Raw genomic sequence first — 26,570 nt, 5'->3', positions numbered from 1 at the left:
TAGTGATAAATGTTAGTGACTAGTCGAAGAGATTCATAATAAACAGATAGTTACTCGCTTAGTGTTGCAATTAACCTTAAGAGTGAATAATCTGCATTAACGGTAAGTAATAAAGCCAGATGGTTTATTCTCAAAAGGAACTTTATGGATAGCGGGCAAACTTTTGCATCACAATCAGCAAACTATGATGTGTTAACAACGCGCGCTTCTAGTAATGACCGTTATAGCCAAATTCTTACCATGCTTTTAGCTGGTTCCCCGTTACGAGAAATTCTGCACTCACTAGTTTTATCAATCGAAGCGCAAAAGATTGGCACCAGAGCGTCAGTGCTATTAATGAGCAATGACAAGAAAAGGTTGTTAACCGGAGCGGCCCCCAGTTTACCGGAACAATATAACCAAGCTATTAATGGCATTGAAATTGGGCCGATAGTCGGTTCATGCGGCGCTGCAGCAGCCACCGGCGAAAGAGTTATTGTTGAAGATATCGCCACTCACCCGAATTGGGCACCTTATAAAGAATTGCCGTTAAAGGCAGGGCTAAAAGCTTGCTGGTCAGAACCCATTATCGACTCTACTGGCAACGTATTGGGCACTTTTGCCAAGTATTACGATACCCAAAAGTCACCATCAGCATTGGATCTAGAACTGATTCAAGAAGCCGCTCGATTGGCAAGTCTTGCCATTGAGCGAAGCCAGGGTCTACACCTACAAACACTCACCAGTAAAATATTCAGTAAATTACCCATGGGCTTATTAATTGCTAATGACAATAAATCTATATTGTTCGTTAACCCTATGTTTAAGCAAATGACAAAAGATTTTACTGTCGACTCAGATATATTTGATGCTGAATCTTTTTTTAGGCATTCAGATCCAACACGTTTAATGTCGATATTAAAAAACCTTAAAAAAGGCAACACATGGCAAGGTGAGCTCAAAGGCATTAAACGTAATGGGCAAACCTTTGATGCCGATGTGACCGTGACGGCTTTTAGGGATCACCACGGTGAACAAAATTGTTTTTCTTGGCTAATTGCTGATATCAGTGAACACAAAGATGCCAGCAAGCTTATTCATTTTCAGGCCAATAATGATGCGTTAACCCGTTTGGCTAATCGACGTTACTTTGTTGAGAAAATCTATGACTATGTCTGGCAGCAGGAGCGAAGTAAACAGACCGGGATAGGTTGTTCAATATTATTGATGGACATTGATAATTTTAAATTTATCAATGACAGCTTAGGTCATGAGTGCGGTGATCGATTATTAATTGAGGTAGCAAAAAGGTTAGCCCCGTTGTTTCCTGAAATGTGCACTTTTGCCAGAACCGCAGGTGATGAATTTGGCGTGTTTTTACAAGGTAAGGTGTCGGCAGACGAACTCATTGAACTTGCCAAACAAATCAATCAAGTTGTAAGCGCTGTTTTTTGGCTTGATCGTAAAGCTATCCAAACTTCTATGAGTATTGGTATCTCACGTTATCCTGAAGATTCTACTGAGGTTGATGCTTTAATTAATTGCGCCAGCCAAGCAATGCATAATGCTAAGCTTAAAGGCCGAAATGGTTCTCAATTTTTTGATCAAAGCATGCAGAAAAAAGCAGAAAGAACCGCTTTTTTAAACATGGAATTAAACAAAGCCTTAAGTCATGATGCTTTTGAACTGTATTTTCAGCCCATTTTGTCGGCTAAATCGACGCATGTTGATAGCGCTGAAGTGTTACTTCGTTGGCCGCTTAATGGTGAGTTCATTTCGCCAGAAGAATTTATACCTATTGCTGAACAATCGAGGCTGATTGTCCCAATCGGTAAATGGATTAGGCGACAAGCGCTAGATTTAATTTATGACTATTGGCAACAAGGACGTGCGATTAGTTTGTCAGTAAATGTCTCTACTAGTGAATTTATCACTGCAGAGTTACAACAACAATTCATTAGCTTTTTTGAAGAGTATCTGCTGGAAAAATCCATAGCAAACTTTCCATTTCATTTATTAACCATAGAAATAACTGAGTCAGTAATGATGGAGCAGCATGAGAAGGTTGAACAGCTGCTGAGTCGATTAAGAAATTGGGGCATCAAAATTTCAGTGGATGATTTTGGTACCGGCTATTCTTCTCTATCCTATTTAGCTAACTTTCCGGTAGATCAAATCAAAATCGATAAAAGTTTTATTCAAAAAATTGAGCAGGGTCCTAGACATAAGGCGCTAGTGGAAGCAATTACGACCATGAGCCATGCACTTGATTTATCAGTCACTGCAGAAGGTGTTGAAACCCAAGCACAGCTGGATTTTGTTAAGCAAAACAATGTTGATGCTATTCAAGGCTACTATTTCTATAAGCCTTTGCCTAAACAGGCGCTCATCGAATTACTCGCACAATAAATTCAGCAATAGTAATACAGTAAAACTACTCTCCTTGTATTGTGACAAGTAGTTTTCTGCTGCCGCCATGATTGCGATGTTCACCTAAATACAGCCCTTGCCACATTCCTAATGCTAATTGACCATGGGTGATGGGTAGGGTTAATTCACAGCCCAGTAAACTTGATTTTAAATGGGCTGGCATATCGTCACTGCCTTCATAAGTGTGGATGTAATATGGTTCATTCTCTGGCGCCACATTATTAAAGTATGCTTCAAAGTCTTGCCGAACAGTTGGATCTGCATTTTCGTTTACAGTAATGGAAGCTGAGGTGTGTTGCAGCAATATGTGCACTAAGCCAATATCAAACCTTGCTAATTCGGGTAATTGGTTTAATACCTCTTCAGTGATTATATGAAAACCACGGGCCTTGGGTTTTAATGATATTTGTTTTTGTATCCACATATTTGTCTACTTTAATTGTCGTTTTATAACCATGAATGCTACTACCATTTAGGCATTTTCCCAATAGTGGAAATAACTAGTTTATAACAATACTACAGCATTTACGCCTGTTGCTAAAAACGATGGTTTTAAAGAGGTGATTTTTGATGTTGTAATCACTGAAACCCTTGGTGTGTATAGCTTTTCTATTGATTTATTCTTGTGTGAGTATAATGGAAGAAAAATAGTCTATTTTATCCAGTTAACAACAGCCAGATAAATAGTACTGAAAAAAGACTAGAAAATAGCCACTTTTAGCGTGAAACTCAGCGTGATACAAATTGTCGCATAATCATTTTACCCACAAAAAAAGCTGCTCATTGAGCAGCTTTTTTAATGCTTTTTAAGGCTTTTATGTTAGCTAAGCATGCTAGTTGGTTCAGTAAATGTAAGCGCTAAAGCTTCAGCTACTTCTTTACAAACTAGCTTTCCATGGATGACATTTAAGCCATTTAGTAGGTGCTTATCTTGAAGCAATGCAGACTTATAACCTAAGTTTGCAAGCTTAATAATGTAAGGCAGCGTGGCATTGTTTAATGCAAAAGTAGAGGTGCGAGCCACAGCGCCAGGCATGTTTGCAACACAATAATGAACTACATCATCAACGATATAAGTTGGTTCTTGGTGAGTGGTTGCATGAGATGTTTCAACACAACCACCTTGGTCAATTGCGACATCAACAATTGCGCTGCCAGGCTTCATACGGCTAATCATATCGCGGGTCACAAGTTTTGGCGCAGCAGCGCCAGGAACCAGTACACCACCAATGACTAAGTCTGCTTCTAATACGTGGCGTTCAATGGCATCAGCAGTAGAGTAAATGGCTTTAACTGCAGAACCAAATTGTACATTTAAACGACGTAGAGCATCGATGCTACGATCAAGCACAACCACGTCAGCGCCCATGCCTACAGCCATTTGTGCAGCATTAGTACCGACCATGCCGCCGCCAATAATAACTACTTTGGCTGGTTCAACACCTGGAACACCGCCCAGTAACATACCGCGGCCGCCTAGTGATTTTTCAAGTGCACGCGCGCCTGCTTGAATCGACATACGCCCAGCAACTTCTGACATTGGCGCTAATAAAGGAAGGCCACCACGGTCATCTGTTACGGTTTCATAGGCGATACAAACAGCCTTACTTTTTATCAAATCTTCAGTCTGTGGTAAGTCTGGTGCAAGGTGTAAATAAGTGAATAGAATTTGGTCTTCACGCAGCATGGCGCGCTCAATAGCTTGTGGCTCTTTAACCTTCACTATCATATCTGATTGAGCAAACACTTCAGCTGCGGTTGCTAAGATTTCTGCACCGGCATCAATATAATCTTGGTTAGTAAATCCAATGCCAATACCTGCATCTGATTGAACAAATACATCATGACCTTTAATTGTTAATTCACGAACGCTTGAAGGAACCATACCAACACGGTATTCATGGTTTTTGATTTCAGTAGGGATACCAATAATCATTTTGAGCCTCTAATTGATTTTTACTCGTTTTTACGAGCCAGTAGTTATTATATTCGATGACCTGAACGTGCTTATTTCAGGGAAGTCTAGTATAGTGCCCCTGACGCAGTTTATGCTGCTAAACTTTACACATTAAAAGATGAATATGTTGTTTTTGTGCTAAAGCAAGGTTAATAATATGGCAAATAATAAGAAAAATTCTGTGAAAGATTTAGATCGGATTGACCGTAATATCCTCAACGAACTTCAGATTGATGGTCGCATATCAAATGTGGAGTTATCTAAGCGTGTTGGCCTGAGTCCAACACCATGTTTAGAACGAGTTAAACGTCTTGAGAAACAAGGATACATTAATGGCTACACTGCATTAGTTAATCCTCATTACTTAGGTGCATCGTTACTTGTATTTGTGGAAATCACCTTAACTCGAGATACCCCTGATATTTTTGAACGCTTTAACAAAGCCGTTCAGTTGTTAGATGATATTCAAGAATGTCATTTGGTTTCTGGCGATTTTGATTACCTACTAAAAACCCGCGTATCAGATATGTCAGCTTATCGTCGTTTGTTAGGTGAGACATTACTTAAGTTACCATCAGTTTCTGATACTCGTACTTACGTGGTTATGGAAGAAGTTAAGCAAACTAATAAAGTTGCCTTAAATTTATTAGCTGATACTTACTAAATTTAATAACCAATAAAAATAAAGGGCATTGCCCTTTATTTTTTTGCCAAAAATTTACAGCAAGCTTAATCTTAGGCTTAAAAGTAACCAACTTAAGCCAGATTAAAATTATTTATCTTCTACAGTCATCTATCTGAAAACATTAGGTTGAGCTTGGCATCCGCGCGTTGCATAATCACTGCATACACATTGATATTCTGTTATTGTTATCATTCTTTTTAAATCTTATTTGGGTGTTTTCGTTTGTCTCAGGGAAATAGTCTTCAAACACTTAGTGGCCTTCAGCGTCTTTTGGAAGGTGGGTTGATCATTTGTTGCATGACTGCAACTTATATTCTTATTGCACTTAGCAGCTTCGATCCTAATGATCCCGGCTGGAGCCAGTCGCATTTCCAAGGTGAAATCAGTAATCTAACTGGCGCAGTTGGCGCATGGACAGCAGATGTTCTATTTTATTTTTTCGGCTTCATAGCCTATCTCATACCAATAATTATTGCTGCTTCTGGCTGGTTCATTTTTAATCGTACTCACAAGCTGTTTGAAATCGACTATTTTTCTGTCGGTTTAAGGATTATCGGTTTTTTACTGGTGGTATTTGCATTGGCAGCGTTAGCGAGTATGAATGCCGATGACATGTATGTATTTTCTGCTGGCGGAGTGGCAGGGGATGTGATCAGCCAAGCAATGATGCCTTACTTTAATAACCTTGGAACAACTTTATTACTGCTATGTTTTATCGGCGCAGGCTTTACTTTAACTACCGGTATAAGCTGGCTAACCGTTATTGAAAGTACAGGTCTAGCCACTATTTGGTGTGTTAAAAAGATCATTAGTATCCCAAGTTATTTATCAGCTAGTAACGAAACCGAAGATACCCGCGGCTTTATGTCTGTCGTTGATAAATTTAAACAGGACCGTGGTGACGATGCTGGCAACGTAAAGCATGACAAAGCTGAGCTTGATGCTGCAGCAATTGATCTCACTAGTATGCCGCATAATGAGGCTGAAGTTACTGCAGCAATAGAAACTGATGAATTAGAAGAAAAACCCTCTCTTTTCAGCCGTATTAAATCGAAAGTGAAACCCAGTCGCGACAAAGAAGAAACTAATTTGGCAGGTGACTTAGAGCAAGATGTAGAGCCAAGCTTTGGCGCTGAAATAGACCATGAGGCTAAATTAACGCCACATAATGGTAGACTTGAACCCAAATTAAACGCCAGCAATGATCACCAAGACGATGATAATTTAACCCCAGCTTGGATCGCATCAGGGGATGCCCCCGCAGCTGATTTCACACAAGCGAATCATCATTTAAGTGAACAGTCTGAGGCTCATGTTAGTCATAGCGACTCGTTAGGTGAAGCATTCAGTCAAGCTAATAGCACAGGTGCAACAGCGACCTCGCAGCCAAACCCTGCCACTACAAAAGCTGTTGAGCAAGCGCGTATTGTTGAAGGAATTGTGGTGTTGCCAGGCCAAGAACCCCAAATAGTTTATGGCCAAACTAAAGTTGAAATGCCGCCACTGCCAAGTATCACCTTATTAGATGTACCTGATAGAAAAGAAAACCCAATTACCAAAGAAGAACTAGATATTGTCGCGAGGTTGGTTGAAACTAAGCTGGCTGACTTTAATATTGTCGCTAATGTTGTTGGGGTATTCCCAGGCCCTGTGGTGACTCGATTTGAACTTGAATTAGCCCCTGGTGTCAAAGCCTCAAAAATCACTAATTTGTCGAAAGATTTAGCCCGTTCATTGTTAGCAGAAAGTGTCCGCGTTGTTGAGGTTATTCCAGGTAAAGCCTTTGTGGGTCTTGAATTGCCTAATAAATTCCGTGAAACGGTATTTATGCGCGATGTTTTAGACTCTAAAACCTTTGAAGAAAGTAAATCTGATTTATCCATGGTGCTGGGACAAAATATTGCTGGCGATCCCGTGGTGGTTGATTTAGGTAAAATGCCGCATTTATTAGTTGCCGGTACTACAGGTTCGGGTAAGTCAGTTGGCGTCAACGTGATGATCACCAGTATCTTGTATAAGTCTGGTCCTGATGATGTGCGCTTTATCATGATTGATCCGAAAATGTTGGAGCTTTCCGTATATGGCGGTATTCCACATTTGTTATGTGAAGTCGTCACCGATATGAAAGAAGCGGCTAATGCACTACGTTGGTGTGTTGGTGAAATGGAGCGACGTTACAAGTTAATGTCAGCGCTTGGCGTACGTAATTTAAAAGGTTATAACGCTAAAATTAAATCAGCCATAGAAGCAGGTGAACCGATAGTTGACCCATTATGGAAGTCATCTGAAAGTATGGATGAACAGGCCCCTGAGTTAGAAAAATTACCCTCTATTGTGGTAGTGGTCGATGAATTTGCTGACATGATTATGATTGTCGGTAAAAAGGTTGAAGAGCTGATTGCCCGTATTGCGCAAAAGGCCCGTGCAGCGGGTATACACTTAATCTTAGCCACCCAAAGACCTTCAGTGGATGTCATTACTGGTTTGATTAAAGCAAACGTGCCAACACGTATCGCTTTTCAAGTGTCATCAAGAATTGACTCTAGAACCATTTTAGATCAGCAAGGCGCAGAAACACTACTCGGTATGGGTGATATGCTGTACTTGCCACCAGGTACCAGCGTACCTATTCGTGTCCATGGTGCTTTCATTGACGATCATGAAGTCCATAAAGTCGTTGCAGACTGGCATGCTCGTGGTAAGCCACGTTATATTGAAGAAATCCTTAATGGCGTCAGTGAAGGTGAGCAAGTATTGCTGCCTGGTGAAGCTGCAGAATCTGATGATGATACTGATCAGTTATATGATGAAGCGGTAGCGTTTGTCACTGAAACCCGCAGAGGTTCAATTTCAAGTGTGCAGCGTAAGTTTAAAATTGGTTATAACCGCGCGGCGCGGATTATCGAAATGATGGAAACCCAGGGGATTGTCAGTACACAAGGTCATAATGGTAATCGTGAGGTTTTAGCTCCTCCGCCACCGAGAAACTAACCTCGGACCGAACATAACAATCACTGCGCTTATAGCCAGTTTGGCCAAATAAACCGTTATAATGAAGCCATTAATAATCAACCTTATAAAGAAAAAGCCTTAGTGACAAAAAGTATAGCCACTAGCCTTAAAAGTTTATCGCTAAGAATTAGCAATACAGTATTAGGAATTTATATGAACAAGCGTTTTGCTGTTGTTACAGCCTTAGCATTATTATTGTCAGGCAACGCGTTAGCTGATGAATCAGCGCAATTGCGTGATCGCTTAGCCAAAGCCGACTCATTAAAAGCTGATTTTACTCAGCAAGTTACCGATATAAACAATAAAGTCATTCAGTCAGGTAAAGGGGTATTTGCCCTTGCTTATCCAAACAAATTTTACTGGCATTTAACTGAGCCTGATGAGTCGCTCATTGTGGCTGACGGTAAAGATTTATGGATTTATAACCCTTTTGCTGAAGAAGTTTCAGTCATGGACTTTGCTGATGCTATCGACGCGTCGCCAATGGCGTTGCTGGTGCACCGTGATGAAACTACCTGGTCTCAATATCGTGTTGAACAAATTCAGCCAGAGTCAGGTAAAGCTTGTTATTCCATTAAGCCCAAAGCGGATGATTCAAGTGTGGTGACTGTCACTGTGTGTTTCAATGAGGCAGAGCTTACTGATTTTAATTTGTTAGATGAGCAAGGCAATTACAGTCAGTTCACGTTAACAAATCAAACCAAGGTTGCGGCAGACAAAAACGGCTTATTTGAATTTACCGTACCGGCAAACGTTGATATTGACGATCAACGTTCAAGCCTAGCTCAGTAGGTTATAGTGTCTACTTTAGGTTTCGATTTTGCCCCAGACTTTCGTCCTTTAGCCGCAAGAATGCGCCCAAGGGAGATAAGTGAGTATGTAGGGCAGCAGCATTTACTCGGTAAAGGGCAACCACTGCGCCAAGCACTTGAGGCCAATCGAGCTCACTCTATGTTGTTATGGGGCCCTCCTGGCACAGGTAAAACCACCTTAGCTGAATTGGTGGCGCATTATGCCAATGCCCATGTAGAGCGCATTTCGGCGGTTACCTCAGGGGTTAAAGAAATTCGCGCCGCCATTGAGCAAGCTAAAGCGGTAGCACAGAGCCGGGGTCAGCGTACATTATTGTTTGTGGACGAAGTCCATCGTTTTAATAAAAGCCAACAAGATGCGTTTTTACCTTTTATCGAAGACGGTACTGTTATTTTTGTTGGCGCGACCACTGAAAACCCATCTTTTGAGCTCAATAACGCCTTATTGTCTCGTGCCAGAGTTTATTTAATCAATCGCTTAGATGGCGATGATATTGCCGCGATTATCAATCAAGCATTAATGGATACTGAGCGTGGTTTTGGTAAACGTGGTTTTACTATTCCTGAAACAGTAATGCAGCAGTTAGCTTCAATTAGTGATGGTGATGCGCGCAAAGCATTAAATTTACTCGAGTTAATGAGTGACTTGGTTGCTGATAACGGTGAATTTACTCAAGAGATGCTGACGCAAGTCGCTGGGCATCAAATGGCCGCTTATGATAAAAATGGCGATCAATTTTATGATTTGATTTCTGCGGTGCATAAGTCAGTGAGAGGCTCAGCTCCTGATGCTGCTTTGTATTGGTATTGTCGAATACTAGAAGGCGGCGGTGATCCTCTCTATGTTGCACGTAGATTATTAGCTATTGCCTCTGAAGATGTAGGAAACGCCGATCCTACTGCAATGAATATTGCGCTTAATGCTTGGGATTGTTATCACCGCGTTGGGCCTGCTGAAGGTGAGCGTGCTATCGCCCAAGCGATTGTTTACTTGGCCAGTGCGCCAAAAAGTAATGCGGTTTACACCGCCTTTAAAGCAGCAAGAATGCTTGCAAGCGAAACAGGGCATGAATCAGTGCCAGATCACTTACGTAACGCACCGACTCAATTGATGAAAAATATGGGTTTAGGGGCAGGGTATCGCTATGCTCATGATGAACCAGGTGCCTACGCAAATGGGGAGAATTACTTCCCTGAGTCAATAAAAGATAGCCAATTGTATTATCCAACCGAGCGCGGCTTTGAAAAAAGAATCAAAGACAAACTTGCCCATTTAGCAGAACTAGACCGAACCAGTGAGGTAAAGCGCTATGATTAGCATGAGCAATATCATGTTTGTGGCCCTTGGTGGTTCAATTGGGGCTGTTTTTCGTTATCTAATCTCAATTTTCATGCTTCAGCTATTTGGAAGCAGTTTCCCTTTTGGTACACTGTTGGTAAATGTATTGGGATCATTTTTGATGGGTGTGGTTTATGCCATTGGTCAAGCCAGCCAGTTAAGTCCTGAATTAAAAGCCATGATAGGTGTTGGATTGTTAGGCGCCTTAACGACTTTTTCTACTTTTTCCAATGAAACATTATTGCTAATGCAAGAAGGTCTTTTTGCAAAAGCTATTCTCAACGTGTTGTTGAACGTTGTACTGTGTATTTTCATGGTATATGTCGGTCAGCAGCTAGTTTTTTCTCGCATTTAACTATTAAGAATATAAAACATGTTAGATCCAAAATTTTTGCGTAACGAACTTGAAGTCACCGCTGAGCTGTTAGCTAAGCGTGGGTTTATCCTTGATATTAGCCGCCTTACCGCTTTAGAAGAAAAGCGTAAGTCGCTACAAGTGGCCACAGAAGAATTGCAAGCATCCCGAAATGCAATTTCTAAGTCCATTGGTCAAGCAAAGGGTCGTGGTGAAGATGTCAGTGAAATCATGGCTAAAGTAGGGGACTTAGGTGCTCAACTGGATGCGAAAAAATCTGAACTAGCTGAATTGTTAGCTGAGTTAAATGCTATTGCTATGAGCATGCCTAACTTACCAGATGACGCAGTACCAGCCGGTGCTGACGAAAATGATAACGTTGAAGTCCGCACTTGGGGCGAGCCAACTACATTTGATTTCGAAGTAAAAGATCATGTGAAACTGGGTGAAGATCTAGATGGGTTAGATTTTAAAAACGCCGTTAAAATCACCGGTTCTCGCTTTGTGGTAATGAAAGGCCAAATCGCACGCCTAAACCGCGCTGTGGGTCAGTACATGTTAGATCTACACACTGAAAATCACGGTTATTCAGAAATGTATGTGCCATTACTGGTTAACGAAGAAAGCTTATTAGGCACAGGTCAGCTACCTAAGTTTGGTGAAGATTTGTTCCACACTAAACCGGCCACTGAAGAAGGCCAAGGCTTAAGCTTGATTCCAACTGCTGAAGTACCTTTGACCAATGTAGTACGTGACACTATCGTTGAAGAAGCTGATTTACCACTTAAAATGACGGCATTAACGTCTTGTTTCCGAAGTGAAGCGGGCTCTTACGGCCGTGATACTCGTGGTCTAATTCGTCAGCATCAGTTTGATAAAGTTGAACTTGTTCAAATTGTTAAACCTGAAGATTCAATGAATGCGTTAGAAGAGCTAACAGGTCATGCTGAGAAAGTACTAGAAGGGCTAGGCCTTCCATATCGTACTGTGATTTTATGTACTGGCGACATGGGTTTTGGCGCTTCGAAAACTTACGATATTGAAGTGTGGTTACCTGCGCAAAACACCTACCGCGAAATCTCTTCTTGTTCAAACATGAAAGATTTCCAAGCACGTCGTATGCAAGCACGCTACCGTGGTGTTAATGACAAGAAACCAACTTTGGTTCATACCTTAAACGGTTCAGGCCTTGCTGTTGGTCGTACAGTAGTTGCTATCCTTGAAAACTACCAAAATGCAGATGGCTCTATTACCGTGCCTGACGTATTACGTCCGTATATGCGCGGTCTAGAAAAAATAGGCTAAGTCTTCGCTAGCGTTAAGGCGTTATCTGAGCCTAAAAAAAACCAAACATCATGTTTGGTTTTTTTGTGCCGTAAATTTAGCAGGTCTGGTTACATGATAGTTAAAGGCACTTAGCAGGTTTTGGTAAGCCTGCGATTTTAGTCGCCTGTTTAGCTGGGCCCACAGGAAAGAGGGTATAAAGGTATTTTGAATTACCTTTATCAGGCCCTAACGTCTGACCTATGGCTTTCACTAGCACGCGGATAGCAGGGCTTGTCTTGTATTCAAGATAAAAGTTACGCACAAAATTAACCACTTCCCAATGTTGCTCGGTTAATACGATATCTTCACCTGCAGCCAAAATAATTGCCATATCAGGTTGCCAATCAGCAACGTTTTTTAAATAACCTTGAGCATCAACTTCTATTTGTTGTCCATTAAATTCAATTGAATTTACCAAGTAATCACCTTCGTGTGTTTCAATGTAGCCAGTACAAACTGGTCATAATCAATAATTGAGATATTAGCGCTGCTAGGTAAAAGTGCTGTTAAGCCTCGAGCTTGTATATCTTCAGATAATATATAAATCTGTATATCTAGCAATTTTTGCTGCCAATGGCTTTGTAATAAGCAATTAATCGCATCGTCAGCAAGGATGATACTGTCTTCACTAGCGATATAACGTAAGCAGCAATTTAGCGCGTTGTCAGTGGTGGCTGAGGTTTGAATGTGATGTAAAATCATTAGTAAACCACCACTTCATCACTTTGCGCTAATAATTGCTTAATGGCATTGCTATCAGCTAATTGCGCCTCAAAATTAAACTTGTCTTCAGTGATGCCAAATTGTTTTGCTGACTGCTCACACACTAAAACGGTTTCAATATCATAAATATTAAGAGCTTTAAACGTCGATAGGTAATCTTTACTGCCGACTAATTCTGGCTGCTGATCTGCTAGCAGGTGCAGCACAGCTTCATCAGTAAAAACCACGCTAACTTGTTGCTCAAAACTGGCACTGAGTAACGCAAAGTCTAAGCCTTCACGGCTGGAACTATTGCCCAACGGGCTTTGTCTGAAAATAACGCAAATTTGCTTCATGTGGTTATCCTGCACAGTGATTTAAAATCAGCATTAAAAGCACACTAATCGATCTGATGTTTCAATACCTGTGACCAGCTCACCTAAACCACCCATTTCAAATGGGGCGCTAGAATTGAACTGTGATTTAGTGTTTTCGATGGCATCTTGCTGTGACAACACACCGCGGCGCAGCGCTGCTGACACACAATTTATCAACTGAATATTGTGTTCAGTTGCCAAGTTTTTCCATGCTTGGTGCAAGTCATATTCATCAGAGGCAGGACAGATTAATTGGCTACTATTAGTCACGCCGTCTTGATAAAAGAAAATACGCGTAACTTGATGGCCTAATGACAATACACTTGTCGTAAAGCGCAGCGCTCTAAAGCTCGCTGTTGAGCCATAAACCGTGCCATTAACTTGGATAATAAATTTATTCATAACAATAAAAAATGGCTCCTGTAAGGGAGCCATTTTAGCGTAGTAAGTTGATTAATCACAAGGTCAGAACCAAATGAATAATCAAGTAACTTAACGCCTAGTCATCATTACCCATGCCCATCAAGTGTAATAGCGCCATGAATAGGTTGATGAAGTTTAAGAACAACGAAATCGTTGCACGGATATAGTTAGTTTCGCCACCATTTACAATACGGCTTGTATCATAAAGGATTAAGCCTACCATCAACATTGCTACAGCAGCTTGAATAGCCATAAATGCAACACTGTTACCAACAAACATGTTGATCAGTGATGCGCCGATAACCACAATCAGACCAGCAAAAAGGAAGCCGCCCATGAAGTTGAAATCTTTCTTAGTGCTAATTGCATAAGCTGATAAAGAAATGAAGATAACTGAGGTTAAGCCAAACGCTTGCATAATAAGTTCAGGGCCGTTAGCTAAACCTGCGTAGTGGTTTAAAATGTATCCTAATGATGCACCTTGCATACCCGTAAAGGCAAAAATCCATGCAAGCCCTGAAGCATTGTCTGCTTTTTTCAGGGTCACCATCATCACCACGATACTACCAAGTGATAGTCCGATTGACATGAAAGGGCCAATGTTCATCATCATTGCTACACCAGCCATTACAGCGGCAAAGGCAAGCGTCATCGACAATAGCATGTAGGTATTTTTGATCAGTTTATTGGTTTCCATCGTTGTAGCTTGATGGCCCGATAAAGTTTGTTGATTCATAACAGTCTCCATAGACTCGAAAAAAACTGTAATGACGCAATAAGAGTCACTACAAAAGATATTTATTAAATTATTTAGATTTATAATACCTTAGCTTTAACACAGCTTAAAGGTATATAAGTGTCACTGTCATGTTAACTATTATTTAATGACACATGTTCATATAAAAAATTGTCCTAAACAACATTTTTACTAAGAAAGCTGAACTGAACATTAAATTATCATTACAACTTGTTAATAATGTCATCAAGATGCTGGCTTTGTGGTTATGCGAGCCACTCTTGATGTAACTTATCGGTATCACCTAAGTATTCTAAAACCCACTCAAGTGCAGGTGACATCTTTTCTTGATTCCACGCTAAACAGCAAGGGCTTGCATTTCTTGGATGTTCTAAGGTTTTTTCAATTAATACCCCAGAGTCGATAAAGGGTTTTGCAAGGTTTCTAGGCATATAGCCGATACCTGAGCCATCACGGAAACAATTGAACGCTCTTATCCAGTCTGGTACCACTAATCGGCGCTGATTGGCCAGCAACCAAGTTGTGCGTTTGGGTATTTCCCTTGAAGTATCTTCTAAACAAATAGAGGGATAGATGCGTAATTCATCGTCTGTTAATGGGCGATCAATTTCTGCTAGAGGGTGGTTACGACTGACTAAAAACGACCATTGAATCTCGCGCATATCTTTATACTGATATACGCCGCCCACAGGGATAGCTGTAGTTGCACCTATGGCGATGTCACTGCGACCTGTTGCTAATGCTTCCCAGACCCCATTAAACACCTCAATACGGATGATGAGTTCAACATCGTCAAAGTGACGATAAAAGTCTGCAATTAGTACACTAATACGATCAGCGCGGACAATATTATCTAAAGCGATAGATAGAGTCGGTTGCCAGCCATTAGCGACACGTTGAGTGCTACGCTTTAAGTCATTCATGTCACCCAATAGCTCTCTTGCGTGGGCGACAAAATGTTTACCGGGTTCCGTTAAGCTGACACTGCGATGATGCCTTTCAAACAAAATGACACCAAGTTCATCTTCGATTTGTTTTACGGCATAACTGACTGCTGAAGGAACTTTGTGTAATTGATTAGCTGCTGCCGTGAAACTACCTAAGCGAGCGACAATGTCGATCATTTCCAATGCTTGTTCTGAAAGCATAGCTTGCTATCCTTTGCTGTGAAAATTTATGAATGCAGTCATCAAAACTAAACGTTTCACATTGCTTTTGCAAGTGATTAGACTGCACGCTGATTTTTAATTAAGCCACTTTCGGACACTTTTTTCATGAAAAAAGCATCATCTACCTCTGCCAATGTGCAGTACTTTATTTTATTAGGCTACTTAGCACTGTTAAGTATGCTGGGCTTTATTGCCACCGACATGTATTTACCTGCATTTCAAAACATAGCAGACTCATTTGATACCAGCTTAAACAATGTCGCTTTTTCATTAACGACTTTCTTAGCGGGTTTAGCTATCGGCCAATTACTTTATGGTCCATTAGTTGAAAAAGTAGGCAAACAAAAAGCCTTAATAATTGGTTTAGTCATCTTTGCAGCAGCCAGTGCTTTAATTGTCGCCAGTGACTCGATCATTATGCTTAATATCGCACGTTTTTTCCAAGCGTTAGGAGCCTGTAGTGCTGGTGTAATTTGGCAAGCTATTGTCGTTGAAAAATATGATGCTGAAAAAGCGCAAAAAGTGTTTTCAAACATCATGCCTTTAGTTGCGCTATCACCTGCTGTTGCACCTCTCATTGGTGCATCAATTGTTGATACATTTGGCTGGAGAGCAGTTTTCATTACTTTAGCAATACTTGCGGTTTTGCTTATCGTTATGACCAAGCTGTTAGTTGCACCAGAGAACAAACAAGCAGAACCACAAGAAAACATCAGCTATAAAACCATCTTAAAAAACACCCGGTTTTTAGGTAACGTGGTTATATTTGGTGCATTGTCTGCAGCATTCTTTAGTTATTTAACGGTATGGCCAAGTGTAATGATTAAATTTGGTTATGAAGCTAAAGCCATTGGCTTGAGCTTTATTCCACAAACCATCATGTTTATCGTGGGTGGTTACATGAGCAAAGTACTTGTTAAAAAATTCGGTACCACACAGGCGCTTAATTATTTATTGGGACTGTTTTTCTTCTGTGTTGCAACCATTGCAATAGCGACTTTGGTAATCCCAATGGAATCAATTTATCCGCTATTGGTAACCTTCTCATTACTTGCTGCAGCTAACGGTGCGACTTATCCTTTGGTCGTCAACAATGCCTTACAGCAGTTCAGTAAAAATGCCACAAAAGCTGCAGGTTTACAAAACTTCCTTCAGATTGGTATGGCGTTCGGCGCATCAAGTATTGTCGCGATGTTCGTACAATATAATGAAGTGACTATCGGTTTAGGTATCGTATTGAGTGCTGTTGTTGCTTACTTAGGCTATTTATTGTCAAAGCATGATAGTTGGGCTTCAGTAACAAATAACTTCATAAAGCCAGATCCTGCTAGCATCGCACTTCACGCTAATAAAAACAGCGCAGATTGATGCTAACTTAAGCAAACAGTAAAGAATCTTGAATTTATGCTTTACAGCAGCGAGTGAGATAGCTATTATCTCGTTCGTTCGGAGAGATGGCAGAGTGGTCGAATGCACCGGTCTTGAAAACCGGCATGGGTTTGTAGCCCATCTAGGGTTCAAATCCCTATCTCTCCGCCATATTAAATACGAGAAAAGCCGTTGATTATCAACGGCTTTTTTTGTTTCTGGCGTTTGAGGGGCTTTCTGAGAGGATTGACTCAGACAATGTACCTTTATAGAGCTCCCAATAGTGTGTACTTCACACGTATCTGTTTAGCCAAATCGTTACGCGATAAAGGCTTTCCTTTTGATATTAAAGTTTCTTTGTTGACCCGTGACAGAGCACAAGCGGTTATTCGTAATATCGATGTCGCAGGCACACTGAAAAAAATCATCAATACCATAGACCATCAAACCTGTATCAATGACTTTATTCGTTATGTTGATGAAGTGATTAACAGTCTTCGCAGTGAATTTGAGAAAAACAAGTCAACCATCAGTACAAAGCCATCAAGTTATAGCATCCCCATCAGAGACACTAAGCTGTCACAACACCGTGAAACCACGGCTGTAGCTCAAGCAATGTCCGTGGTGACGTTACATGATGCTCTAGCAGGTTTTGTTACTTCAAAAGAGAAGTCAGGCATTAGACCACTCTCTATTAAACAACTTGAACAGCGAACCTGTCACTTCATTAAGTTACTGCCAACAATCGGCAACTGGTCACCAAAAAGCACCCAAGCTATTTGCGTTAACGATATCACCTCGGCTGATGCGATGAAGTACCGTGATGAGCTACTCACACAGGGCAGAAGCTATAAAAGTAATAAAGAATACTTAGCGGCCGTATTTCAGTTTTTTAAGTGGTGCAAGTTAATGAACTACTGCAGCCATAACCCTTTTGAAAACGTGACAGTAGGGCAAAAGCCCAAAGTTAAAGCCAACCAAGAAAGAGACCGTTGGGATACGAGTGAACTAAAAAGGCTGATACATTCAGCCGAATTTAAAGATTCAACAGCGGACTTTAAGTGGGTCACCCGATTGATGCTTTATGGCGGCCTAAGGCCATCAGAGGCGTGTCAGTTAAAGCCCAGTGACATCGTCGTAATCGAAGGTATTCATTGCATTAACGTTGATGACAGCGGCAAAGGGCAACGTATTAAGAATGCTAATGCAAGACGCAGTATTCCAATACACCAAACCTTGATAGAGCAGGGCTTTATTGAATTTGTAAAAACACGTAAAAAAAATCCCCAGTTGTTTAATTATAAACCAGTGGGGTTAGTGGAAGATTGGTCAAAAACCTATTGTAAGCACCTATCGATATTACAAACCTGCATTGGCATGAAAGCGAGTCAACGACCAACGGCTTATAGTCTACGACACACTTTTATCGATGAGTTTAAGCGTTTGGATATCAGCGAGCATATTGTGGCGCAGATAGTTGGCCACGCAAACCCAAACATCACCTACGGCCGCTATGGGAAGGATATGCAGGCTAGGGCATTACTCAAATACATTGAGCGACTTGAATATAATATTTGATGATCGGGTGTGTTTATTCGAAAGTGATAGGGGCGTGTGTAGCTCATTTCTGCCCCATTATCATTTAGAACAATGACTCATTCTAATTTTGTGTTTCTGTGTTTGCCTTATATTTACTAATGCAGAAAGCAAAAGATATGGCTTTAGTAGCTAGCCTTGTTGTATGCCTTAAAGACTATCAAGAGGACTTATGACCCCAGTATGATGGCCACCAATCACATGGGTATATATCTCGGTTGTTTTGACATCACTGTGTCCCAATAACTCCTGGATGGTGCGAATGTCATGGCCTTTGAGTAATAAAGATGTTGCAAACGAATGGCGGAAAGTATGGGCGGTAAAGCGCTTATCTATACCACTGTTAGTGGTAGCTTGCCTTAATGCTCGTGAAAAAGCCGTTGGATGAATATGGTGTCTGCACACGTAGTTGTCACTTGGGTGCATACAACGGCGGCTAGCAGGAAAGATATGTTGCCAATGAAACTTAGAAGCATTACTGCGATATTTTCTGATGAGAGAGATGGGCAATGAAGCAAGTCCAAAGCCATCTGACAAATCCGTCTCGTGGAGCTTTTTTACCAGTTTCATTTGTGACTTTAGAGTATCAATCAATCCGTTAGAAAGCATACAAACTCGATCTTTTTGCCCTTTACCTCGGTACACAAAGATAGATTTAGTGGTTAGATCAATATCTTTTACCCTAAGTTTTAGGGCTTCCTTTAATCTTAGGCCTGAGCCAAATAGGATGGCACCAATTAAATAGTGGTAGCCTGACAAATTGTTGATGATCAGTTTTGCTTCTTCGTTAGACAATACCTGCGGTATTCGTTTAGGGGCTTTTGCATAGGGAAATAGTAACTCATTGAACTCAACTTTTAACACATGGCGACAAGCAAATACAATGGCACATAGGGCCTGTTTCTGGGTGCTCGCCGACACTTTACACTCGACTGCTAAAAAGCAGAGAAATTGTTCAATCAAAGCGGGGCTTATATCAGCGCCATGACGAATATTACAATGTCGAATGAAATAACGGTTCCAATAGAGGTAGGATTTTTCTGTTTGATAGCTGTAATGGCGTACCCTGATCTCTGCCCGTATAGCCTCCAAAAATGTTAATTGCCCCATAACCGTCGCCTCACCAATGAACTGTATATATATACAGTTATAGTTCAAGTTAAGATAATTACTATGAAAAAGATGCATAAATCGTTTGATTGGCGCATCGATAATACTAACTTTTAAAAATTAACTCATTATTATCAATTGTTTGTAATATTTATAAAAGTGTTATGCAGACCTCGTAAACATCTATGCATCTTTTTTATCTTCTAAATTGTCATATTTTTTCTGTATTTTTTGTTAAAAAATATATTTACAACAGATACTTACAAGTGATAGCTTGAGGAAAAGACTTACAAGAAAGCAGGAGGTTATCCTGCTGCTAATCAATAAGCTGTTATACGCTATTGAGAAAACTATGAGAATTTTAATTGTCTTCCTCCTTATTTCCTTAAGTAACGTTGCTTCAGCAACAGCTTTCACTTTGGGTACAGGAGGTTATTGGAAGAAAATTTGTTCTGGAATGCATGATGAATTTGATTCAAAAAGTGCAATAGCCTCATGCACAATGTTATTGCTTGGTTATCAAGTTGGTGCCTTTGAGCAGGCTAAGCTCTTATCGAAGCCAGCAACACTTTGTCGGTCATTTAATCCAAATACACTGCCCCAAGAATTTGTTGATTTTGTTAACTCTAATAGTTCGTTTGAGGAAATGGATGTTTTAGATGTGTTACTTCAATTTGCAAAGGGCGGAAGGTGTGGCGTATAACAATCAAATCAATTCGACCTCCGCAAGCTGTATTCTTTTTTGCGGGGCAAAAAAGCAGCCAACTCGCTCCGGCGAATTATTTGGGCGTTATGATCACAAGGGAATGTATGAAGAAGCTCATTATCACGTACGTAGTAACCGTTATTTTAGGTCTAGTTACAGCGATTACTTCTGCCTCATATTTACTCCAAAATGCAGTAGACTCATTTACTGTAAACAAAGCCATCGACATTCAGTTACATCAAATTAGTTATAGTGTTTTCATCGATGATTCTATTCAAAATATAGAATTGGCAGAATCGAACCAGTTGAATAAACTCATTGAAGAGAATTGCAAATCAATAGCTTTTGCCTCACGTACAATAGAAAAGTATGGGACTGAAAAAGGCTATTTATATGAGAAGCAACTAGCAAACTCGGTTTCGAAAGCGAGAGAAAAGCTGAGTAACCTCCAGCTAGAAGGAAAGTGTGTTGGTCTATAAGGTAATCATAACAAGCTGCTAAATTCAGATTCACCAAGGCTGTCATGCCATTTGCTGAGCAAATCGCCCGCCAGCACTCGGTTCACTTATTAGCAGGGCGTTAAGTCGAAAGAAGGGGGGGGGCATGTCTTTCAGAGTAAGGTTAAGTGAACCAAAAGACTTTAAAGAGATAGATAAGTTTGATGAGTTTTGGGGAGATAGGCGCCAAGAAATTCAGCGTGGAGAGCTATTTGTTTGCTCTAAAACTGACTTTGAAATAGTTGGTTTTATCGTTCTTACACGTTCAGGATTCTTTGATTACCCTTTTATTTCTTACGTTTGCGTGAAAGAAGGCAAAAGAAATCAAGGTGCAGCAAAATTTATGCTTGAATTTATTGACAAGTATATCTTCTCTGTAAAACATTTTACTTCGACTGAAGTGGATAATGTAGAAGCAAGAGCATTATTTGAAAAAGCGGGTTATATTATTGCTGGTGAGTTATCTCATTTGGATGAAGAAAAGGAGGTCATTTATGTGAAGCTAAATAATAAGGGTTAGACAATAGAGTTAAATTATATTAACTAAAAACAGGTGAGTAATTATGACAGATAAGAAGAGTATACTTGATGAACTTGAACAACTTGAAGGCAAAGTGTCTACAATTAAAGAGCTTGTCAATATAGCAAAATCAAAGACGATTGCCGATAAAGAAGTATCTCCTGAAGAACTTGATCTTCTCGTTGAAAAGATCGAGAAGCTGGATGTTGTTATGAGAAGGCGTAGAGACGTTGGCCACTAAAGCTGTAATGGAAGGCTTTGTTATTAATAGCAAGGCCTTCATTTCGGATGAAGGTAAATATCTATCTATTAAACTCTCATACGAAGGGATATTGTTGAAGTTTCGAAAGAAGTCTATTATTGCGGAACTGATACTTTGGATGTTAGATCATGAGTCGGTAGATTACCCTGAAAATATAACTATTCGAGAGTTGAGGGAATTGATTTCTCTTAGGCTAATTATACCAAATCGATTTTCATTATGTGTCGAGCAAGGGGTTACATCAGAAGCTAGATCTTACAGTGATTTTAATATCACAAACTTTGAAAGTATTTCACTCGGAATGGTAATAATAGGATCTGCTGTTGACTATGCACAAGTTGGAGATAGAACTTCATTTGTAGGACCTAAAGAAATAAGAAGATACCTTAGAAACTCTATACAAGATGCAGGAAATGTTGCTTGGTTTACTTCCGATTCTCTTGTTACATATGGCTTGAGAGTAGCTTATTGCATGTACTTGTGCCATCTAAAAAACTCATTTCCCATTGTGCTAGGCGGAGATCATTCAATAACAAAATTCTGTTTTCAAGAGGTTGTCAACAATTGTAATTCATCAATTGGTTTGATTCATTTTGATGCACACAATGATTTTGGTGATACCGAGTCTGAAAGCAACTTAGATAATTTAATGCACAGTAATGTAATAGCTCATATATCTCAAATGGACTGTGAATTTATAGCTCAAATAGGTCTAAGAAAAAACCAAATAATATCAGTCAATAAACCCAGTTCGTGCCCTGTATATCAACTGCAAGATAGTGAGAGTTCGAGGTTTTCGAAGTATGTAGGTAATATCATACAAAAGCACCCAAAGGTTCCTGTTTATTTATCAGTTGATATTGACTGCCTCGATCCTGAGATTGCTGACGAGGTGGCGGCCCCTTTAAAAGGAGGCATTAATGGTGAGCAGTTGGTTGATATGGTCCGGAATATATTCGAAAGGTTTAATGTTGTTGGAATGGATATAGTTGAGGTGTGTAACTCTAACTCTGGTGTTAATAATGCTGCCAAAATTGCAGCTCGGATTATTGAGGCTATAGATGAGAGATTTCACTAGTGCTGTGAAGACAGCAATTGCGAATAACAAGTTACGATTTGATAGTGGCGTTAACAAAGAACACCACTTTTTAGTGGATGAGGTCGAGGCTGTACTAAAAAGAATCGTAAACGAAAGTAGAGAAGATGCGACAATCCGCTTATTTAAAAGTAATGGGAGAAGAGATGATTTACTGGAAAAACTCTACTCAGAAGGACTCGATGAAAACCTTCCATTAGAGGGCCAACTCGACAACCTTTTAGATGATGATTACTGTATAGCATTAAATTACCTGAATGCTTGGTCCAAAGAACTGAGGGACTACTTTTGCGAAGTGTTCGTTGAACCGTGGATTGATCGTTATGGTGCAACTTTATCAGGAGTAGATGTATATGCGTTCATCGGGAAATATAAATCTACCCCATTTGGTCTGCATAAGGATGATGAACATACATTTTTGATTGGTTGTGGTAAAAATGATAAGCGTGCATATATTGTAGAAGATGAAAATGCAAAACTATTAATAAAGAACAATTCTTCAGCGGATGAAATTTATAGGTCCGCAGAATATTACAAACTTTCGGGCGGAGATTTTTTATTTATACCACAAGGCGTTTACCATATCTTATCAAGCCCAAAATACACCATTATGATAGGTGTTGCACCATATCCTACCTCTGAACAAAGTTTGATTTCCAAGGCCACCAGAAGATTAGAGTCGCTTGTTCTAGCTGATAAAGATAATGTTGAATATGGGAAGGATACTTATGTTTTTAAAAGTATAATATCTAAACTGGACTACATTTCAAGCCTATACTCCGATTGCATATCTAACTGCCTCGCTGCTGAAGCTAAGCTTATTCGTAGCTCTAAATTTCTTATCGGAACTCCTTGTTATAAATGGGAAAAATTTACAGACTCAAAAGAGTTTAATATTATCCCAGAGTATCAGCTTTTGTTTTGCGAATTCCCCACCGAATCAAGATTATTTGCCAATGGCCTCGAGCTTATAATAAAAAATAAAGATGTTGCAGAAGGTATTGTCAATCACATCAATTCAGGAATCACTTTTTCAGTCGATAGCATAAATATCAAATTCTTTTCGAACCGTAACCTAAAAATTTCAACAGATATTGTATGCAAGTTGTTAGAAGCAGGAGTTCTTTCTGATGTTTAGTCTAAAGGTTGGAAACGAGAGTAAACTTTTAGGTTTAACACTTCCTTGCTGGAACCTACATGATACAGAAATATTTTATAAAGATATTTGTTGGGCGTTTCAATCCGCGTCATTTGATAAAAATGACATTAAGGTTGTAGTTTTAGGAAATCCGATTCCTGAAGAGGTTATTGTTAACAAAATCGGTGAAATAAATAACATAAGAATAATTGACTTATATTCACGAGGGGCAACTTTGGTACTACATGGTGCCGAAAGGTTTTCTCCTGTATTAAAAAAATCTTTGTCCGATAGCTTCTCTAAAAACAGTGAGAGTTATCATGCTAATATTTACCTAACCCCAACAAATTCCCCTGGTGTCGGGTACCACTTTGATGATCATGATGTAATCATATTTCAAATTAGTGGTTCAAAACTTTGGTATTACAAGGATAAGAATAGTTCTGAGCTAAAATTTCATACTCAGCGCGGGCATTGGTATTTTTTGGGGAGTAATATTGAACACACGACAGAGACCATTAATCAATTCTCAATGCATCTAACAATTGGACTCTCATCAAAGAAAGAAGTGAATTTAATTACTAGGTCTGTAAAGAAAAAGAACACACTCACTATAATTGAAAGCTTGAATTCTATAAATTCAGAGCTAGATAAAATAAATTTTGAATCAAAAGATATAAATAGGAGTATAGACAATTATATTCGCGACTTATCTTTAGTTGGTGAATCAAATTATCTTTTTGATTTTATCAAAAGCTCTACACCTGAAAATATTCTAAAGTTGATAACTTCCGATGATTTTCCTCTTTCATCTAGATTGAACTTTTTGAAGTTATTAGTAAAGGCCCAAATAGTTAGTATAAATCAGGGGTGAAAATCGACTTAATCGGGTAGCCGGAGGTATCTAGCCTCCAGCCCCCACACCACCCTGCATGCGGCTCCGCACAGGGCGGTTCCCAAAGACTTTCAGAACAGGTTGGCCGATTAGCTCCGACATATCCCAATGCTGGCTTCTGTATTATCAACGCCAACACTCCTAAACCCGGTCGGGCATGAAATATTGAGTTGCACAGGCTCCTCACTGATCTTTAGGTTCAGGCCTTCACCATGTCCCAACCATTACGATGGGCGTTCGGCTACTATGCCGTCTGCTGACTTCTGCTTAATCACATCCCGAGTTACCCCGTTATGCGCTATCGGTTTTCATCTGGTTCGCTCTTTTCAGTCGATGACGCTGAAAAGCCAAGGCACTTATAAACCAGAGCCTCACTGGTTAATGACCGATCGCGTGTTAAGTAGATCTCCCCAGATAAGAACATGAACTTTCTTTGCACTGCTGCATCATTTACGGTGGCCATTAGATCACGTGGTTTCGTCGTCTTGTGCCAACTCACCTCTAGCCTACGCCTCATATGATGTTCTTGTTCATCAGCTCGCAAATTTGCTAGCGGCTTCCTCCAGACCAATCCTCGCGGATAAGCCCTTGCCATTCGCTAGTAGTTAACGTTTAATAACAGCATGTTAATAAACGGTGACCTTCCTACAGAGGACTTTCACCTCATTAGTTCATGCCCATGCTGGGCGTACACAAGTTGCTCAAACGGACGCATAACAGTTGGCTGCGCTTCGTCCCTCGCACATTTTAGCCAACTATTCTGCGCCGCTTAGCAAAGCGTTATATGCCACTGTTCCCATAATTAGAATTTGAATATATGAATCCTATCGAAAAAATTACACAAATAAAAAGGCCACCCATTCTAGTTGGCTAAATGTTAAACACTCTACTAGGCTTTAGTTATTACTTAATTTTCGGTAATTAATGATGGCCAGACCTAGAAAAACACTCGTGAGTTTAGAAGATACGCCATACTACCACTGTTGTTCGCGTGTGGTACGTAAGGCATTTTTGTGTGGGTTTGATAAGTCGACTGGTGATAACTATGAACATCGCCGAGAGTGGGTTGATTCGCGTATTATTGAATTAGCGACGATTTTTGCGATTGATATTTGTGCTTATGCCGTGATGAGTAACCATTTACATGTGGTGCTTAAAGTCGATGTGGATAAAGCCAAAGAATGGTCTGATATAGATGTGCTTACCCAATGGCATAAAGGCTTTAAAGGCACCTTGCTGACCCATAAATTTGTTAAAGGTGAAGTCCTTAATGAGTTTGAATTAAAGACGGTTAATGATTGTATTGGGCTATATCGAGAACGTTTAACCGATATTAGTTGGTTTATGCGTTCCTTGAGTGAACCGATTGCGAGAATGGCCAATAAAGAAGACAAGTGTACAGGTCGCTTTTGGGAAGGGCGGTTTAAATCTCAAGCCTTGTTAGATGATGCGGCCGTACTCGCCTGTATGGCGTATGTTGATTTGAATCCAATTCGCGCACAAATGGCTGCAACACCTGAAACTTCAGATTACACCAGTATTCAACGACGCATAAATTCAGCGATTAAAGGTGAGCAACCAAAAGAGTTACTACCATTTGTAGGAAATGAACGTTTAAATATGCCTAATGGACTGATGTTTAGTGTTAAAGACTACATTGTGCTGGTTGAAGATACAGGGCGGATTATTCGTGATGATAAACGTGGCGCCATCAGCGCGAGTAGTCAGGATATTCTCAATCGATTGAATATACCAGCTGAAAACTGGTTAAAAATCACCACTGAGTTTGGCGCTTTATTCAAAGGTGCGGTGGGGGCGTTGCCTGCATTAACAGATTATTGTGATCATTTAGACCTAAAACGACGACAGGGCGCAGCTAACTGTCAGCGCTGGTTGTGCGCTTAATACACCATTTCTTAATTTCAAATAAAAGCATTTCCCACTTGATAGATATCAAGCTTTTTTGCTGTGTTGAATTTAGTTTATGAGTGAATTTTGGTGATTAATGATGAAATATTCAGTCCTTTGGCAGGAATAATCCCATCAGTAAATGAATGTT

The 26,570-nt window shown here is 40.1% G+C and carries 26 protein-coding genes and 1 tRNA gene; 18 read left to right on the top strand and 9 right to left on the bottom strand.

All coding sequences use genetic code 11. The features are described from left to right. Positions 1-144: 144 nt before the first annotated feature. Positions 145-2,388, top strand: a complete 2,244-nt coding sequence (locus tag BCU57_RS07985; RefSeq protein ID WP_102437379.1) for an EAL domain-containing protein — start codon at positions 145-147, stop codon at positions 2,386-2,388. Between the two features lie 25 nt (positions 2,389-2,413). Here the strand turns inward: BCU57_RS07985 and BCU57_RS07980 are convergent, their stop codons facing one another. Together BCU57_RS07980 and ald are read right to left on the bottom strand one after the other, a co-directional pair. Next, complete coding sequence (locus tag BCU57_RS07980) at positions 2,414-2,833, bottom strand: secondary thiamine-phosphate synthase enzyme YjbQ (RefSeq protein ID WP_102437380.1); 420 nt, start codon at positions 2,831-2,833, stop codon at positions 2,414-2,416. Positions 2,834-3,229: 396 nt separating this feature from the next. Then, on the bottom strand, positions 3,230-4,345 hold the full coding sequence (ald, locus tag BCU57_RS07975) for an alanine dehydrogenase (protein ID WP_102437383.1): 1,116 nt from the start codon (positions 4,343-4,345) through the stop codon (positions 3,230-3,232). Between the two features lie 178 nt (positions 4,346-4,523). Between ald and lrp the strand changes: the two genes are divergently transcribed. The 6 genes from lrp to serS all read left to right on the top strand — a co-directional run bounded on the left by lrp (position 4,524) and on the right by serS (position 11,874). Next, complete coding sequence (gene lrp, locus BCU57_RS07970) at positions 4,524-5,030, top strand: leucine-responsive transcriptional regulator Lrp (RefSeq protein WP_076537850.1); 507 nt, start codon at positions 4,524-4,526, stop codon at positions 5,028-5,030. 243 nt (positions 5,031-5,273) lie between these two features. After that, the gene (locus BCU57_RS07965; protein WP_102437385.1) at positions 5,274-8,042 is read left to right on the top strand and encodes a DNA translocase FtsK; all 2,769 of its coding nucleotides are present in this window, start codon (positions 5,274-5,276) and stop codon (positions 8,040-8,042) included. A gap of 174 nt (positions 8,043-8,216) precedes the next feature. Beyond that, on the top strand, positions 8,217-8,855 hold the full coding sequence (gene lolA / locus BCU57_RS07960; RefSeq protein WP_102437387.1) for an outer membrane lipoprotein chaperone LolA: 639 nt from the start codon (positions 8,217-8,219) through the stop codon (positions 8,853-8,855). Between the two features lie 6 nt (positions 8,856-8,861). Next, positions 8,862-10,193 carry a replication-associated recombination protein A gene (locus BCU57_RS07955; RefSeq protein WP_102437389.1) on the top strand — a complete coding sequence of 444 codons (1,332 nt, stop codon included), beginning with the start codon at positions 8,862-8,864 and terminating at the stop codon, positions 10,191-10,193. A gap of 1 nt (position 10,194) precedes the next feature. Further along, a complete protein-coding gene (crcB, locus tag BCU57_RS07950) occupies positions 10,195-10,569 on the top strand; it encodes a fluoride efflux transporter CrcB (protein WP_076537957.1) in 375 nt (124 codons plus the stop codon). A gap of 18 nt (positions 10,570-10,587) precedes the next feature. Further along, the gene (gene serS / locus BCU57_RS07945) at positions 10,588-11,874 is read left to right on the top strand and encodes a serine--tRNA ligase (RefSeq protein ID WP_102437391.1); all 1,287 of its coding nucleotides are present in this window, start codon (positions 10,588-10,590) and stop codon (positions 11,872-11,874) included. Positions 11,875-11,974: 100 nt separating this feature from the next. Here the strand turns inward: serS and BCU57_RS07940 are convergent, their stop codons facing one another. From BCU57_RS07940 to punR, 6 genes are all read right to left on the bottom strand, one after another. Continuing rightward, positions 11,975-12,313, bottom strand: coding sequence for a TusE/DsrC/DsvC family sulfur relay protein (locus BCU57_RS07940; RefSeq protein WP_102437393.1), 339 nt, complete (start codon positions 12,311-12,313; stop codon positions 11,975-11,977). Further along, entirely contained in the window at positions 12,307-12,597 is a 291-nt protein-coding gene (gene tusB / locus BCU57_RS07935) for a sulfurtransferase complex subunit TusB (RefSeq protein WP_102437395.1), read from the bottom strand. The genes BCU57_RS07940 and tusB overlap by 7 nt, the downstream gene beginning before the upstream one ends. Then, complete coding sequence (gene tusC / locus BCU57_RS07930; protein WP_102437397.1) at positions 12,597-12,953, bottom strand: sulfurtransferase complex subunit TusC; 357 nt, start codon at positions 12,951-12,953, stop codon at positions 12,597-12,599. The genes tusB and tusC overlap by 1 nt, the downstream gene beginning before the upstream one ends. 33 nt (positions 12,954-12,986) lie before the next feature. Continuing rightward, positions 12,987-13,376 carry a sulfurtransferase complex subunit TusD gene (gene tusD, locus BCU57_RS07925; protein ID WP_102437399.1) on the bottom strand — a complete coding sequence of 130 codons (390 nt, stop codon included), beginning with the start codon at positions 13,374-13,376 and terminating at the stop codon, positions 12,987-12,989. A gap of 97 nt (positions 13,377-13,473) precedes the next feature. Then, positions 13,474-14,133, bottom strand: coding sequence for a Bax inhibitor-1/YccA family protein (locus tag BCU57_RS07920; protein WP_102437401.1), 660 nt, complete (start codon positions 14,131-14,133; stop codon positions 13,474-13,476). A gap of 266 nt (positions 14,134-14,399) precedes the next feature. After that, positions 14,400-15,302 (bottom strand): DNA-binding transcriptional activator PunR, encoded by a 903-nt coding sequence (punR, locus tag BCU57_RS07915; protein WP_102437403.1) that lies wholly within the window; start codon positions 15,300-15,302, stop codon positions 14,400-14,402. Between the two features lie 126 nt (positions 15,303-15,428). On the opposite strand from punR, the gene punC reads away from it, so the two are divergent. From punC to BCU57_RS07900, 3 genes are all read left to right on the top strand, one after another. Then, positions 15,429-16,691, top strand: a complete 1,263-nt coding sequence (punC, locus tag BCU57_RS07910) for a purine nucleoside transporter PunC (protein ID WP_102437405.1) — start codon at positions 15,429-15,431, stop codon at positions 16,689-16,691. Positions 16,692-16,771: 80 nt separating this feature from the next. After that, positions 16,772-16,862: transfer RNA gene (locus BCU57_RS07905), tRNA-Ser, on the top strand. Between the two features lie 87 nt (positions 16,863-16,949). Next, on the top strand, positions 16,950-18,269 hold the full coding sequence (locus tag BCU57_RS07900) for a tyrosine-type recombinase/integrase (RefSeq protein ID WP_413211419.1): 1,320 nt from the start codon (positions 16,950-16,952) through the stop codon (positions 18,267-18,269). A 168-nt stretch (positions 18,270-18,437) separates the two neighbouring features. On the opposite strand, the gene BCU57_RS07895 is transcribed toward BCU57_RS07900, so the two are convergent. After that, positions 18,438-19,397 (bottom strand): integron integrase, encoded by a 960-nt coding sequence (locus BCU57_RS07895; protein WP_102436262.1) that lies wholly within the window; start codon positions 19,395-19,397, stop codon positions 18,438-18,440. A gap of 352 nt (positions 19,398-19,749) precedes the next feature. Here BCU57_RS07895 and BCU57_RS07890 point away from each other — a divergent pair, with 352 nt between their 5' ends. The 8 genes from BCU57_RS07890 to BCU57_RS07855 all read left to right on the top strand — a co-directional run bounded on the left by BCU57_RS07890 (position 19,750) and on the right by BCU57_RS07855 (position 26,416). Then, positions 19,750-20,100 carry a hypothetical protein gene (locus BCU57_RS07890; protein WP_133149352.1) on the top strand — a complete coding sequence of 117 codons (351 nt, stop codon included), beginning with the start codon at positions 19,750-19,752 and terminating at the stop codon, positions 20,098-20,100. Between the two features lie 107 nt (positions 20,101-20,207). After that, positions 20,208-20,582, top strand: coding sequence for a hypothetical protein (locus BCU57_RS07885; RefSeq protein WP_133149353.1), 375 nt, complete (start codon positions 20,208-20,210; stop codon positions 20,580-20,582). Positions 20,583-20,706: 124 nt separating this feature from the next. After that, the gene (locus BCU57_RS07880; RefSeq protein WP_102436268.1) at positions 20,707-21,120 is read left to right on the top strand and encodes a GNAT family N-acetyltransferase; all 414 of its coding nucleotides are present in this window, start codon (positions 20,707-20,709) and stop codon (positions 21,118-21,120) included. Positions 21,121-21,163: 43 nt separating this feature from the next. After that, positions 21,164-21,361, top strand: coding sequence for a hypothetical protein (locus BCU57_RS07875; protein WP_102436270.1), 198 nt, complete (start codon positions 21,164-21,166; stop codon positions 21,359-21,361). Next, the gene (locus BCU57_RS07870; protein WP_102436272.1) at positions 21,351-22,460 is read left to right on the top strand and encodes an arginase family protein; all 1,110 of its coding nucleotides are present in this window, start codon (positions 21,351-21,353) and stop codon (positions 22,458-22,460) included. Before BCU57_RS07875 ends, BCU57_RS07870 begins: the two co-directional genes overlap by 11 nt. Further along, positions 22,444-23,616, top strand: coding sequence for a hypothetical protein (locus tag BCU57_RS07865; protein WP_102436274.1), 1,173 nt, complete (start codon positions 22,444-22,446; stop codon positions 23,614-23,616). Before BCU57_RS07870 ends, BCU57_RS07865 begins: the two co-directional genes overlap by 17 nt. Beyond that, positions 23,609-24,490: a JmjC domain-containing protein gene (locus BCU57_RS07860; RefSeq protein WP_102436276.1), complete on the top strand. Its 882-nt coding sequence runs from the start codon at positions 23,609-23,611 to the stop codon at positions 24,488-24,490. Before BCU57_RS07865 ends, BCU57_RS07860 begins: the two co-directional genes overlap by 8 nt. Before the next feature lie 948 nt (positions 24,491-25,438). Further along, positions 25,439-26,416 (top strand): transposase, encoded by a 978-nt coding sequence (locus BCU57_RS07855; protein ID WP_413211452.1) that lies wholly within the window; start codon positions 25,439-25,441, stop codon positions 26,414-26,416. Positions 26,417-26,570 lie beyond the last annotated feature (154 nt).

The sequence above is a fragment of the Shewanella sp. 10N.286.48.B5 genome, from assembly GCF_002874355.2.
Classification (GTDB): domain Bacteria; phylum Pseudomonadota; class Gammaproteobacteria; order Enterobacterales; family Shewanellaceae; genus Shewanella.
Note: the sequence above shows the minus strand (reverse complement) of the source record. Positions and strands in the feature narration are given on the sequence as shown.